The 14698-nt window shown below is 60.0% G+C and carries 11 protein-coding genes and 1 tRNA gene; all 12 read left to right on the top strand.

Annotated features, from left to right (window positions below):
• Positions 1-11: 11 nt before the first annotated feature.
• Positions 12-827, top strand: a complete 816-nt coding sequence (locus tag FBY04_RS08845) for an ABC transporter permease (protein WP_145315002.1) — start codon at positions 12-14, stop codon at positions 825-827.
• The gene (locus FBY04_RS08840) at positions 824-1612 is read left to right on the top strand and encodes an ABC transporter ATP-binding protein (protein ID WP_145315001.1); all 789 of its coding nucleotides are present in this window, start codon (positions 824-826) and stop codon (positions 1610-1612) included. Before FBY04_RS08845 ends, FBY04_RS08840 begins: the two co-directional genes overlap by 4 nt.
• A gap of 12 nt (positions 1613-1624) precedes the next feature.
• Entirely contained in the window at positions 1625-2350 is a 726-nt protein-coding gene (locus FBY04_RS08835) for an urea amidolyase associated protein UAAP1 (protein ID WP_084322640.1), read from the top strand.
• 11 nt (positions 2351-2361) lie between these two features.
• The gene (locus FBY04_RS08830; RefSeq protein WP_017336948.1) at positions 2362-3003 is read left to right on the top strand and encodes an urea amidolyase associated protein UAAP2; all 642 of its coding nucleotides are present in this window, start codon (positions 2362-2364) and stop codon (positions 3001-3003) included.
• 277 nt (positions 3004-3280) lie between these two features.
• A complete protein-coding gene (uca, locus tag FBY04_RS08820; RefSeq protein WP_145314999.1) occupies positions 3281-6898 on the top strand; it encodes an urea carboxylase in 3618 nt (1205 codons plus the stop codon).
• 25 nt (positions 6899-6923) lie between these two features.
• Entirely contained in the window at positions 6924-8696 is a 1773-nt protein-coding gene (atzF, locus tag FBY04_RS08815) for an allophanate hydrolase (RefSeq protein ID WP_145314998.1), read from the top strand.
• 321 nt (positions 8697-9017) lie between these two features.
• Positions 9018-10505, top strand: coding sequence for a sensor domain-containing diguanylate cyclase (locus tag FBY04_RS08810; RefSeq protein ID WP_145314997.1), 1488 nt, complete (start codon positions 9018-9020; stop codon positions 10503-10505).
• A 6-nt stretch (positions 10506-10511) separates the two neighbouring features.
• Positions 10512-10706, top strand: coding sequence for a cysteine-rich CWC family protein (locus tag FBY04_RS08805; protein WP_084322636.1), 195 nt, complete (start codon positions 10512-10514; stop codon positions 10704-10706).
• A gap of 57 nt (positions 10707-10763) precedes the next feature.
• Positions 10764-11456, top strand: a complete 693-nt coding sequence (locus tag FBY04_RS08800; protein WP_145314996.1) for a pseudouridine synthase — start codon at positions 10764-10766, stop codon at positions 11454-11456.
• 314 nt (positions 11457-11770) lie between these two features.
• Positions 11771-12655 carry an alpha/beta fold hydrolase gene (locus FBY04_RS08795; protein WP_084322634.1) on the top strand — a complete coding sequence of 295 codons (885 nt, stop codon included), beginning with the start codon at positions 11771-11773 and terminating at the stop codon, positions 12653-12655.
• A gap of 270 nt (positions 12656-12925) precedes the next feature.
• Positions 12926-12999: transfer RNA gene (locus FBY04_RS08790), tRNA-Gly, on the top strand.
• A gap of 681 nt (positions 13000-13680) precedes the next feature.
• On the top strand, positions 13681-14625 hold the full coding sequence (locus FBY04_RS08785; RefSeq protein WP_145314995.1) for a site-specific integrase: 945 nt from the start codon (positions 13681-13683) through the stop codon (positions 14623-14625).
• Positions 14626-14698 lie beyond the last annotated feature (73 nt).

The raw sequence follows: 14698 nt of genomic DNA, 5'->3' as shown, positions 1-14698 counted from the left end.
AGGAACTGGCCATGCGCCTGATCAATCGCCACCCGGATCGTCCGAGTCGCCTGTTGTTGGTGATCTTGCCGTTCGCCCTGGTGCTGTTCGCCTACTTCATGGGCTCGGCCGAGCGGCTGACGGACAACCCCAACGACAAACTGTTGCCGAGCGCGGTGCAGATGACCGACGCGGTGAAGCGCCTGGCGTTCACCGCCGACAGTCGCACCGGCGAATACGTGCTGTGGCAAGACACCGCGTCCAGTTTGCGCCGGCTCGCGATCGGTCTCGGCATCAGCGCACTGGCCGGGCTGTGCCTGGGCATCGCCGCCGGGACGTTGCCGCTGTTTGGCGCGCCGCTGTCGCCGCTGCTGACAGTGCTGTCGATGGTGCCGCCGCTGGCGATCCTGCCGATTCTGTTCATCGTCTTCGGGTTGGGTGAATTGTCGAAAGTGATGCTGATCGTGATCGGCATCACCCCGTGCCTGGCGCGGGATCTGGAACAGCGCGCCCGGGAAATTCCGGTGGAATTGCTGATCAAGGCCCAGACCCTCGGCGCTTCAACCTGGACGCTGATGCTGCGTGTGGTGCTGCCGCAATTGCTGCCGCGCCTGCTGATCTCGCTGCAGCTGATGCTCGGTTCGGCGTGGTTGTTCCTGATCGCTGCCGAAGCCATCGCCTCCACCGACGGCCTCGGTTACCGGATTTTCCTGGTGCGTCGTTACCTGGCGATGGATGTGATTCTGCCGTACGTGGTGTGGATCACCCTGCTCGCCTGGCTAATGGACTGGGGCCTGAAGCGCCTGACCCAGCGCGCGTTCCCCTGGTATGAAGGAGCCCGCGCATGAGCTTCATCACGGTAAAAAACGTCTGGCAGCAATACGCCGATCAAGTGGTGCTCGAAGGTTTGAACCTGAACGTCAACGAAGGTGAGTTCTGCACCCTGGTCGGCGCATCGGGTTGTGGCAAATCCACCTTCCTTCGACTGCTACTCGGTCAGGAGCGCGCCAGTCGCGGCGAGATTTTGTTGGACGGTCAAACGCTGGCCGGCGAACCGGACTCGAGCCGTGGCGTGGTGTTCCAGCGCTACTCGGTGTTCCCGCACCTGACGGTGCTGGACAACGTCGCCCTCGGCCTCGAACTGCCACGCTCGCCGCTGCTTGGGCGGTTGTTCGGCAGCGCTAAAAAAGAGGCGCGAGAACAGGCCTCGGTGCTGCTGCACAAAATGGGGCTCGGCCACTCGCTGGACAAGTACCCGGCGCAGCTCTCCGGCGGCATGCAACAACGGTTGGCCATCGCCCAGGCGTTGATCATGAAACCCCGCGTGTTGCTGCTCGACGAACCGTTCGGCGCCCTCGATCCGGGCATCCGCAAAGACATGCACGCCTTGTTGCTGGAGCTGTGGCGCGAGACGCGACTGACGGTGTTCATGGTCACCCATGACCTGTCCGAAGGTTTCAGCCTCGGCACCCGTTTGCTGGTCTTCGACAAGGTCCGCGTCGACCCGCACGCCCCCGGCGCCTATGGCGCGCGCATCACCTACGACATCCCTTTGAACAGCGACCGCCGCGCCCACAGCAAAGCCGTCGATGCCTTGCCGGCTGAGCTGGCAGGCACGCTTCGTATCGCTTAGAGGAATCTGCACATGACTGATTCGACCCAACTGTTCCCTCCCTTCGCCGAAGAAATACTCCCCGGTGGCGGCCATCGTTCGTTCGTCCTGAAACGCGGCCAACTGCTGCGTCTCACCGACCTGCGCGGCGGCGCCAACGTCAGCCTGACGCTGCTCAATGCCAACGAAAAAACCGAACGCCTGAACCTGCCCGACAGCCTCAAATGCCAACACACCGCCAAGCTCACCACTGGCCATTGCCTCTACTCGGACATGGGCCGGGTGCTGGCGGCAATAACCGCCGACACCTGCGGTTGGAGTGACAGCCTCGGCGGCGTGCTCTGCGCTGAGGAAGTCGCGCAAAAATACGGCGCAGGCCGCTATCAGGAACTGCGCAACGGCTTCTTCCGCAACGGCACCGACAACCTGTTGGTGGAACTGGGCAAGTGGGGGCTGGGCCTGTCGGACCTGCTGATGACCCTTAACCTGTTCAGCCGCGTGAATGTCGATGAGGCCGGGGGTTTCCACTTCGTCGAAGGCAATTCCAAGGCCGGCGACTACATCGAGTTGTACGCGCCGATGGACACGCTGGTGGTGCTCACTGCCCTGCAACATCCCATGGACCCGTCGCCGGAATACGCACCGAAACCACTGAAGCTGAGCTGGATGAACGCCGACGCCAGCGTCGCCGAGCACTGTCGCACTTCGCGCCCGGAAAACGAGCGCGGCTTCATCAACACCGACCGTCTGTTCGCCTGAGGATCGCTGCCATGTCACTCGCAATCGCTACCGCTCAAAAGCATCCGGAAACGGCGGTCTATCGCGCCACCATCCCCGCCGGTGAACCGTGGCTGATGGAAGTCAAGGCCGGCCAGACCTTGCGTATCCTCGATCTGGAAGGCAATCAGGCCGTCGATACCTTGTTCTACAGCGTCGCCAACCCGAAAGAACGCTACGACGTGCAACGCACTTTGCGCCGGCAAAACAGCGTCTACCTGAGCACCGGCAGCGTGCTGTATTCCAACCTCGGCAAACCGATGCTGACCATCGTCGCCGACACCTGCGGTCGCCACGACACCCTCGGCGGTGCCTGCGCGCAAGAGAGCAACACCGTGCGTTACGCGCTGGAAAAACGCTACATGCACAGCTGCCGCGACAACTACCTGCGCGCCTGCGTCCACGACGGGCGACTGGGCAAGGGCGACATCGGGCCGAACATCAATTTCTTCATGAACGTGCCGGTCACGGCGGATGGCGGGCTGACGTTTGAAGACGGGATTTCGGCGCCGGGCAAGTACGTTGATCTGCGGGCGGAGATGGATGTGATCGTGCTGATTTCAAACTGTCCGCAGCTGAACAATCCGTGCAATGCCTACAACCCTACGCCTGCGGAGTTACTGGTATGGAACTGAGTCGTTTACGCCGCTGGCTGTATGCCTTGTGTCAGGCCCGCTCAGGCCAGTGCCTCAAAAAGTAAAAACACCACAAACCCAATGTGGGAGCGGGCTTGCTCGCGATTGCGGTGTGTCAGTCGACATCAATCTCGAATGTACTGGCCCCATCGCGAGCAAGCCCTTTCCCACAGGGGTTCGGTGGCGTTCTGAAGACAAGTGATTCTGCCGTCGGGGACGACCCCGGCGCCCAACGAAAAACTGCGGGACGGCCCGCATCCCCTCCGGGGTCTATGCCATGTTCGAAAAAGTCCTGATTGCCAACCGTGGCGCCATTGCCTGCCGCATCCTGCGCACCCTGCGTGAGCTGCACGTCAACGGCGTCGCCGTGTACTCCGAAGCCGATGCCGCGAGCCTGCACATTCTGCAAGCCGATGAAGCCCACAGCCTCGGTGAAGGCGCGGCGGCCGGCACCTATCTGGCGGTCGACAAAATCCTCGCCATCGCCAAAGCCACCGGCGCCACGGCGATCCATCCCGGCTACGGTTTCCTTTCGGAGAACGCCGCGTTCGCCGAAGCCTGCGCAGCTGCCGACATCGCCTTCATCGGCCCGACGCCAGAACAACTGCGCGTGTTCGGCCTCAAACACACCGCGCGCGCATTGGCCAAGCAACACGGCGTGCCGATGCTCGAAGGCACCGAGTTGCTCGACAGCCTCGACGCGGCGCTGATCGCCGGCGAACAGGTCGGCTACCCGGTGATGCTCAAAAGCACCGCAGGCGGTGGCGGCATCGGCATGCGCGTGTGCCGCAGTGCGGCCGAGTTGAGCGAATCCTTTGAAGCGGTGAAACGCCTCGGCCAGAACAATTTCAGTGACGCCGGGGTGTTCATCGAGAAGTACATCCAGCGCGCACGGCACCTGGAAGTCCAGGTGTTCGGCGACGGTCGCGGTGAAGTGATCGCCCTCGGCGTACGCGATTGCTCGGTGCAGCGCCGCAACCAGAAAGTCCTTGAAGAAACCCCGGCGCCGAACCTGCCCGAAGGCATGGCGGAGGCGCTTTGCGCCGCTGCGATCAAACTGGCAAAAGCCGTGAATTACCGCAGCGCCGGCACCGTGGAATTCGTCTTCGACAGTGAGGCCCGGCGTTTCTATTTTCTCGAAGTGAACACCCGTCTGCAGGTGGAGCACGGCGTCACCGAACAGGTGTGGGGCGTGGACCTGGTGCGCTGGATGGTCGAACTGGCGGCCGGGGATTTGCCGCCGTTGAGCGTGTTGAGCCAAGGCTTGAAAGCCAACGGCCATGCGATTCAGGCACGGCTGTATGCGGAAGACCCGGGTCGTGATTTTCAGCCGAGCCCCGGTTTGCTGACCGCTGTCAATTTCCCCGTAGCCGACGGCAAACAGCTGCGCATCGACACCTGGGTCGAGGCCGGTTGCGAGATTCCGCCGTACTTCGACCCGATGATCGCCAAGGTCATTTGCTGGGCGCCGACCCGCGAAGCAGCGCGCGCCGATCTGCATCAAGCATTGGGCGATAGCCTGCTCTACGGTGTGGAAACCAACCGCGATTATCTGCGGCAGATTTTGCTCGATGCGCCGTTCGCCAGCGGTCAGCCGTGGACCCGCTGCCTCGAACATCTGGTCTATCAGGCCAACACATTTGAAGTACTCAGCGCCGGTACGCAGACCAGTGTTCAGGACTATCCCGGCCGCCTTGGATACTGGGCCGTGGGCGTGCCACCGTCGGGGCCGATGGACAGTCGCGCGCTGCGCTTGGGCAACCTTTTGCTGGGTAACGAAGCAGGTGCCGCCGCGCTGGAAATCACCATGAGCGGGCCGTTGCTGCGCTTCAATTGCGACGCCGTGGTGGCGGTCACCGGGGCGGTGATTCCGCTGGCGTTGAACGGTGAAACGGTTGCGATGAACACGGCGCTGCTGATTCCGGCCGGTGCCACGCTAAGTCTCGGGACGATTGCCGGTGCGGGCGCTCGCAGTTATCTGTGCCTGCGCGGCGGTCTGCAGGTGCCGGATTATCTGGGCAGTAAAAGTACCTTCACCCTTGGCCAGTTTGGCGGGCATGGTGGTCGGGCGTTGCGCGCAGGTGACGTGTTGCATGTGCCTGCTTTGATTGATCGCAGCGTCGGCGAGCAACTGTCTGAAATCGCTGAATTGCCTGCCCTGCGGCAAATTCGGGTGATCTACGGCCCGCATGGCGCACCGGAATACTTCACCGAAAACTACATCGGCACTTTCTTTGCGACTCAGTGGGAAGTGCATTTCAACTCCAGCAGAACCGGCGTGCGGCTGATCGGGCCGAAGCCGGAATGGGTGCGTGCTGATGGTGGTGAGGCGGGGCTGCATCCGTCGAACATTCATGACAATCCGTATGCCATTGGCGCGGTGGATTTCACTGGGGACATGCCAGTGATTCTCGGGCCGGACGGTCCGAGCCTGGGCGGGTTTGTGTGCCCGGTGACGGTGATCGAGGCGGATCTTTGGCAGTTGGGGCAATTGAAGGCTGGGGACAAAGTGCAGTTCCTCCCCGTCGATCTCAAAACCGCCCGCAATCTCGCCCTGAAATGGAACCCTTGTAGGAGCCGGCTTGCTGGCGATGGGGCCCTAACAGACACCGCGTCAACTTCATCGCCAGCAAGCCGGCGCCTACAGTCGCCTGTGGTGTTGGATTTGGGTCAGGAGGATACGCGGTTGGTTGCACGTCTTTCGGGGGATACTCATCTTCTGCTGGAGATCGGCGCACCGGAACTCGACCTTGTTTTGCGCTTCCGCGCCCACGCACTCATGCAAGCCCTGGAAAGCAAAAACCTGCACGGTGTCATCGACCTCACACCCGGCATCCGTTCACTGCAAGTGCACTACCAACCCGAACAACTGCCGCTGGCCGATCTGCTCGGCATCGTCGCCGGTGAATGGGACGCGGTGTGCGCCGCCAAGGACCTGCAAGTCCCCTCGCGCATCGTCCATCTGCCGCTGTCCTGGGACGACCCGGCCTGCCAGTTGGCGATCGAGAAATACATGACCACCGTGCGCAAGGACGCGCCATGGTGCCCGAGCAATCTGGAGTTCATCCGCCGCATCAACGACCTGCCGAACCTCGACGAAGTACAGCGCACAGTGTTCGATGCCAGTTACCTGGTGATGGGCCTGGGCGACGTTTACCTCGGCGCACCGGTCGCCACGCCGCTCGACCCGCGCCACCGCCTGGTGACCACCAAGTACAACCCGGCCCGCACCTGGACCGCGGAAAACTCGGTGGGCATCGGTGGCGCCTACATGTGCGTGTACGGCATGGAAGGTCCCGGTGGTTATCAGTTCGTCGGTCGTACGTTGCAGATGTGGAACCGCTACCGCGAAGTCGCCGCGTTCGATGGCAAACCGTGGCTGCTGCGCTTCTTCGATCAGATCCGTTTCTACCCGGTGAGCGCCGATGAACTGCTGCGCATCCGCCGGGATTTCCCGCTCGGGCGCTTCGATCTGAACATCGAACACAGCCAGTTGAACCTCGCGGATTACCAGGCGTTCCTGGCGAAAGAAGCCGAGACCATTGCCACGTTTCGCGAGCAGCAAAAAGGCGCGTTCAACGCCGAGCGCGAGCGCTGGATCGCCAGCGGCCAGGCGCATTACGACAGTGAAGAGCCGGCACCGGAAACGACTGAAGACGCACCACTGGCCAGTGGTGAAATGAGCGTCGACAGCCACATCGCCGGCAACCTCTGGCAGGTTCAGGTGCAGACCGGCAGCCGCGTGGCCGCCGGTGATGTGCTGGTGATTCTGGAGTCGATGAAGATGGAAATTCCGCTGCTCGCGCCCATGGCCGGCGTGGTGCGCGAGATCCGCGTGCAACCGGGTTCGGCGGTGCGCGCCGGACAGCGCGTCGTGGTGCTGGAACTCGACTGAACCCATTTGAAAAAGGATTAACGCCATGACGATCAATCTGCAACTCGACGCCCTGCGCAGTGCTTACCGCGAAGGCCGCACCACACCGCGACAACTGCTGCTGAGCCTGCGCGACAAAGCCGCCGCGCTGAACCCCGACTATCACCTGTTCATTCATTTGCTCAGTGTTGAAGAACTGGAACCGTACCTCGCCGCGCTCGACGGTCAGGACATCGACAGCCTGCCGCTGTACGGCGTGCCGTTCGCGATCAAGGACAACATCGATCTGGCCGGCATTCCGACCACCGCGGCGTGCCCGGCGTTTGCCTATGTGCCGCAGCAGTCGGCGACCATCGTCGAGCAGTTGCTGGCGCTGGGCGCGATTCCGCTGGGCAAGACCAATCTCGATCAGTTCGCCACCGGGCTCAACGGCAGTCGCTCACCGTATGGCGCCTGCCCGAACAGCGTGTTGCCGGAGTATCCGTCGGGTGGTTCCAGCGCCGGGTCTTCGCTGGCAGTGGCGCTGGGAGTGGCGAGTTTTTCGTTGGGCACGGACACCGCAGGTTCCGGGCGCGTGCCGGCGGCGCTGAACAATCTGGTGGGGATGAAAGCCACCAAGGGGCTGATCTCGACGGCAGGTGTGGTGCCAGCGTGCCGGACGCTCGATTGCGTCACGACGTTTACCGCGACGGCGCGGGAGGCGAGCCAGTTGCTGGCGCTCACCGCACACCTCGATCCGCGGGACGAATACAGCCGCAGGAATCCACTGTGGAATGACGGCTCGGCGTTCGGCACTCCGCGCCCCTTCCGCTTCGGCGTGCCGCGTGCGCAGGACCTGGAGTTCTTCGGTTGCCCTGAAGGTCCGCTGTTGTTTGGAGACGCCATCGATCAGCTCAAGGCGCTGGGCGGTGAAGCGGTGGATCTGGATATGTCGCCGTTTCTCGAAGCCGCGCGTTTGCTTTACGAAGGCCCGTGGGTGGCGGAGCGCTACAGCGTTGCCGGCGAACTGATGGAGCAGAATCCTCAAGCGGTGTTGCCGGTGATTCGCGCCGTGTTGGCCAAGGCGCCAGCGGTGAGCGGCGTGCAAACGTTCCGTGCGCAGTATCGGTTGCAAGCCTTGAAGGCGCTGTGCGACAAGGCGCTGGAAGGACTCGATTGTGTGGTCACGCCGACCCTCGGCCGTCCAGTGACGCTGGCCGAACTTGAGGCTGAACCGGTGCTGCGCAATTCGGAACTGGGTTACTACACCAACTTCATGAACCTGCTCGACTACGCCGCCGTCGCCGTGCCGAGCGGGTTCATGGGCAATGGTTTGCCGTGGGGTGTGACGGTGTTTGGTCGGGCGTTTACCGATCAGTACTTATTGAGCGTGGCGGATGCGTTTCAGCGTCGTTCGGATGCGCCTGCATCGTCGGCAGTCGCCCGCAATGACCGCGCACGGTTGGTGGTGTGCGGTGCGCACCTGGATGGATTGGCGCTGAACTGGCAACTGAAGCAGCGCGGCGCGACGCTGGTCGAATCGACGTTCAGTTCGCCGGACTATCAGCTGTATGCACTGGCTGGTGGTCCGCCGTTTCGTCCGGGGATGGTGCGGGTGAAGGACGGCGGTGTGGCGATTGCAGTGGAGGTCTGGGAATTGCCGAGCCGTGAGCTGGGGTCGTTCCTGACCGGAATTCCGGCGCCGTTGGGATTGGGCAAGGTGCAACTGGCGGATGGGCGTTGGGAGAGTGGCTTTATCTGTGAGCAATATGGATTGGAGGGGGCGGTGGATATCAGTCATCTGGGTGGGTGGCGTGCGTATCTGACAGATCGGCGCTGATCTCACGATTCGCGGGCACGTCGGAACACTGACCGCTCGCTCCAGAGTGACACCGCAATACCCTTTGTAGGAGCCGGCTTGCTGGCGATGGTGTGTCAGTTGACGTCTATGTAGCTGACCCACCATCGCCAGCAAGCCGGCTCCTACAGGTCATGCGGTGTTGATCTGGAGCGAGCGGTCGGCGTTCCGACGTGCCCGCGAAGGCGTCCGCACAGGCGCCATCGCACCTGATTCCTGCCGATTCACCCCACAAATCCCGCAGTTATTTCCCCGCAGTCCCTCTAGAATGCTCCCCATCAGGTCACTGCCAACGGAATCGCCATGCCGCTTCACTCGCCGCTGTATTCGCAACGTTCGCTGGTCCTCACGCTGATCGCGCTGCTGGGCGCAGGCTTCCTCGCCACGTCATTCCTCAGCTACTACGCCTCGCGCGCGTCGATCCGCGACAACATCGTCAACACCGAGCTGCCGCTGACATCGGACACGGTCTACTCGGAAATCCAGAAAGACCTTGTCAGACCGATCCTGATTTCCTCGATGATGTCTCGCGACACCTTCATGCGCGACTGGGTGGTCAACGGCGAAAAAGACCCCGACCAGATGACCCGCTACCTCAACGAGGTCATGACCCACTACGGCGCCTACACCGCGTTTTTCGTCTCCAACGGCACGCTCACCTACTACCACGCCAAAGGCGTGCTCAAGCAAGTCAAAGTCACTGAACCGCGCGACGCCTGGTATTTCCGCGTGCGTGACATGGCCGATCCCTACGAGATCAACGTCGACCCCGACCTTGCCAACAAAGACAACCTGACGTTCTTCATCAACTACAAGGTCTACGACTACAACAACCGTTTCATCGGCGCGGCGGGCGTCGGTCTGACGGTGGATGCGGTGATCAAGCTGATCGACAAGTACCAGCAGCGCTACCAGCGCAGTGTGTACTTCGTCGACAGCTTTGGCAGGCTGGTACTCACCGGCGCAGAGGGTGGCCCGCAAGGCGCGCACATCGGCCAGAAACTCAGTGAACTCGAGAGCATGAAAGACCTGGTCAGCCAACTGCCCAAACCCCACAGCGGCAGCTACGAATATTCCGTCCAGGGCCAGGGACATTTCCTTAACGTGCGGTTCATTCCGGAGCTGAACTGGTACCTGTTCGTCGACAAACGCGAAGACGGCGCCCTGAGTGAGATCCGTCAGTCGCTGTACCTCAATTTACTGATTTGCCTGCTCGTTACGCTGATCGTGCTGATGCTGCTCAACCGGGTGATCAAACGCTATCAGGGCAAGATCCACGCGCAGGCGACGCTCGACAGCCTGACCGAATTGCCGAACCGTCGCGGCTTCGACCTGCTGGCCGCGCAAGCCATGCACGAAGCCCAACGCGAACCGAAACCGCTGACTGCATTGTTGCTGGATCTGGACCACTTCAAGGCCTTGAACGACACCTATGGCCACCTCGCCGGCGATCAGGTGCTGATCGGTTTCGCAAGGGATCTTGAGAGCTGCCTGCGCCATTCCGACATCGTCTGTCGCTGGGGCGGTGAAGAGTTCATCGTGCTGCTCAAGGACACAGACGGTGAGACGGGTCTGATGATCGCCGAGAAAATTCGCCAGCATGTCGAACACCAGCGTTATGCCTACAACGATCATGCCTTGCAGCTGACGGTCAGCATCGGCTTGACCACCTTGCAACCGGATGACACCTTACACACCCTGCTCTCTCGGGCCGATCATGCGATGTATCGGGCCAAGCAATCCGGCCGTAGCCGTACCTGCGCGGAAATGCCTCACACCAGTTATGCATAGCCCTACATGAACAAGCCTGAATTCTGCCCGGCCTGCGGCGCCTCCAATGACTGCACCCTGGCCGACCCGCGAACCGCCGATCGGCCCTGCTGGTGCTACAGCGTCAGCATCGACCCGGCGGTACTCGAAGCGCTGCCCGCCGAGCTGCGCGACAAATCCTGCCTGTGCCCTCGCTGCGCACAGGTCGAGTCGCAGTTGTAAGCAGCGGCCCGGCCGATCGCGTAAGATGCGCGGCCCTTTTCCTGCCGATCTCAACTCATGCGTGTTGACCGTTTCCTCAGCAACCTGCCCCGCTTCAACCGTAAGCAGGTTCGCCTGTTGCTGGTGGAAAAGCGCGTGCGGGTTGACGGAAAAATCGTCAGCGACCCGCACACCGAGGTGCTGGAATTCAGCCGTGTCGAGGTCGATGAGGAAGTCCTGCAAGTCGGCAAACCCGCCCGCTACTTCATGCTGCACAAACCGCCCGGTTGCGTCAGCGCCACTCGCGACCCAGAGCATCCGACCGTGCTCGACCTGATCGACGAGCCGGACAAGGAAGACCTGCACATCGCCGGCCGCCTCGACTTCAACACCACCGGTCTGATGCTGATCACCAACGACGGCAGCTGGTCGCGACGCCTGACCCAACCGCAGACCAAACTGCCCAAGGTCTATTACGTCGAGACCGAACAGGAGATCGGCCCGCAATACGCGCTGAAATTCACCGAAGGCCTGTATTTCGCCTTCGAAGACCTCACCACCCAACCTGCCGAGCTGATCGTGCTCGGGCCGAAGTCGGCGCGCCTGAGTATCGTCGAAGGCCGTTATCACCAGGTGAAGCGGATGTTCGGCCACTTCGACAACAAAGTACTGCGCCTGCACCGCGAAAGCATGGGTCCGCTGGTGCTCGATAACGCGCTAAAACCGGGCGAGTACCGTGCGTTGCGCACCGAAGAGATCCAATTGATCTAAGCAGCCTACCGCTCAGCAGAAGTTGTCGAACAATTCACCAATGGCACTTGCGCGATCCCCTCTCCCCTGCTTGAATCAGGTCGTCAGCCGAAATGTGACTGACGAGTCACAACATACTTCTAAGAAACTTTTTGTCGGTTAGAGAACCCTCAGGTTCCGCCTCAGACCGGCAGACTGCCCGCCAATAACAATACCCGTCGACCGGACTGCAATGGATCGACATGGGCCTCCAAAATTCCAGGCGTATGCCTACCTGTCACAAAGCTCGTGCAATCTCATTTGCGCGCATACCCGCTTGCCAGGAGTCTTATGACATGAGGCCAGAAATCGCTGTGCTGGATATACAGGGTCAGTATCGGGTTTACACGGAGTTCTATCGCGCAGACGCCGCAGAGAAGACCATTATCTTGGTCAACGGCTCGATGGCCACGACTGCGTCGTTTGCACAAACCGTGAAAAACCTCCATCCGCAGTTCAATGTGGTCTGCTACGACCAGCCCTACGCGGGCAAGTCAAAAGCCCACAACCTGCATGAGAAATTGCTGACCAAGGAAGTCGAAGGGCAGATCCTCCTGGAGCTGATCGACCACTTCGCCGCCGAACACGTGCTGTCGTTTTCCTGGGGTGGCGCCGCGACCCTGGTCGCCCTCGCCCAACAACCGCGACGGATCGAAAAAGCCGTGATCAGCTCGTTCTCCCCGGAGATCAACGCGCACATGCTCGACTACCTCGAGCGCGGTGTTGACTACCTCGGCAGCCGTGACGGCGACCGGGTCGGCAACCTGGTGAACAGCACTATCGGCAAACACCTGCCGACCCTGTTCAAGCGCTTCAACTATCGACACGTCAGCAGCCTGGCCGATCATGAATACGGGCAGATGCACTTCCACATCAACGACCTGTTGCACAGCGATCGCCAGTGCTTCTTCAAAGCCGCTGAGAAAATCAACGTGCCGGTGCTGTTCATGAACGGCGAATGGGACGAATACACCGCCGCCGATGGCGCCCGGTTGTTCGCCGACCACGTGAAACACGCCTCCTTCACGACGCTGGATGCGACGGGCCACTTTCTCGACATGGAACACAAAGCCGCCTGCCGAGACAGTCGCAACGCATTGCTCGGTTTCCTGAAACCAGAGCAACAGGCAAGCCGACCGCGTTACCACTACGTCCAGGACCACCATGCATTGTCAATCTGAAACAGCGTCATCGCGAGCAAGCTTCGCAGCCTAACGCCATACAGTAGGCGCGAGGCTTGCCCGCGAACGACCGTCACGCGGTCCGATGTCTTGTTTCACCTGCGCTAAAGCCATCTCGCGCAAAGAAAAACTTCATTTCCACGCGCACATCTGGTACAAAGTCAGCCGCTCTGAGCGGGTGTCGTATAATGGCATTACTCCAGCTTCCCAAGCTGATAACGAGGGTTCTTATAGGACATCCCGTTTTGTGAGCAAAGAAATATGTGTAATGCGGGTATAGTTTAGTGGCAAAACGAAAGCTTCCCAAGCTTTAGTTGAGGGTTCGATTCCCTCTACCCGCTCCACAACACAGCACCACGCCCCAGCAAATATGGACTTCCCCTCCCTGATCCCTGATCAGCATTCCCTCCATCCCAACCTACTTTCCAATCACACACCCCCTTCCCTCCGCGCCAATAAACAACCATCCGCGATCACATCAAGTTGTGAATAAAGAAACCCTGAAACGCACGCCAAACGGTAACTATCGGACGCAGTGAATACACGCTAGGCAGTGAGACCTGCATGAGGCAGGAAATCATAGAGAACCTCCGTCGCGCATCAGACCAAGACAACCTACAAAACTCCACTGAGAGCTCTAAGCCCATACAGCATTCGCACAGCAGCGTGCCCGACGGATGTCTGGCTTATCGAGCACAGGGAACCGGACAAGAGACGCGAATGATGTGGGAGTTATTGCCAAAGAAACTGCGGAGGGAATAAGCGACTTCCCATAAATCTACGAATGACGGAAGGCCCGAAACGCCTATATTCCTGAACACAGCCAAAATTAAAGTTTTAATTCCAAAAAGGAATTACACAATTGAAATGCTAGATGCGTAGAATTCGGCACTAATTTATACACCACCATGCCTGGCGCGTCAATATATGCTTAATGTTTTTACACAGAATTGTCAGTCTTCTCCATTCCCAAGCGCAGATACTCGGCTGTCAGCTCGGGCCCTCCAGGTCGGAAGGAGAGCCCTGTGAAGCATGTTTACCTCATTCAGATGGACACACCCCGCCTATTCGAGGTAGCCACCGAACGCCCGATTGACGCCTTCAACAGGTATGCGGGATACAAGACGAAAGAAGTGGGTCATGCGTTTGGTGAATCTGTGCCCTACCAATATTGCAGCTCGGTAGCTCATTTCTTCGACTACTGCTACGAAACAGGTGTGATGGGAGGCCAGCCTATGCCACCCGAAGTCGCTCAAAAGACCATTAACCTGTACTGGGAGTTTTTGACCAAAGGGGTTAACAGCACTGACTTCATCGTGCGCCGAGCTGCTAAAGCGCTGGGAAAGACTCCAGTCAAAACTGTGAGTGCTGAAAAGTATTTGGCCGGGGTTAATGACTTCCTTCGCACCAGCCAAATGAAGCTCAATGACTTGGCATCCCTCATTCGGATCCTCACCAAGAGCGACGCATTCGCCAACGTCATGTCTCTACCCCAAACGCAGGACAGACGGCGCACCAAAGCCGAAATGGACAACATTCATAACAACACGTTGACATTCGGCAATACACCTAAGGATGCCCATGCTTACGCCCCTGGCGGCATTCCCGGCGGTAAGGTCAAAAGCTCTCACGTTAGTCGGAATTTCCCCACTGAACATGTTCTGACGCTACTCAATAGCATTGAAGACCCTCAATGCAGGTGCGCTGCCGCAATGATTGCCGCAGGCGGCTTACGCCATTCAGAAGTTTGGGGGATTAGACGGTCGGACATCGATATTGATTCGCGTACCATCCGGATTGAAGATCCTAACTTCCACCGCAACCCTGCGGCGGAGAAAGCTGCGAGAAAGCTGCCATTCAAAGGCAGAACACTTGCGACCATTGTAATGTTCGAGCCCTTCAAGAGCCTGTTTTTTGAGTCTCTGGCTGACTATCTGGATGTACGGCCTGAATCGCCCCGGGTTTTCTAGACACTCTCCAGGCTCGCTGCGTAACGCTTTTCAAACTCTACCGGTGACAGCTGATTGTTGAAACTGTGACGTC

This window comes from Pseudomonas sp. SJZ080, from assembly GCF_007828295.1.
Lineage (GTDB): Bacteria > Pseudomonadota > Gammaproteobacteria > Pseudomonadales > Pseudomonadaceae > Aquipseudomonas > Aquipseudomonas migulae_A.
This window is presented reverse-complemented; position numbering and strand designations above follow the sequence as displayed.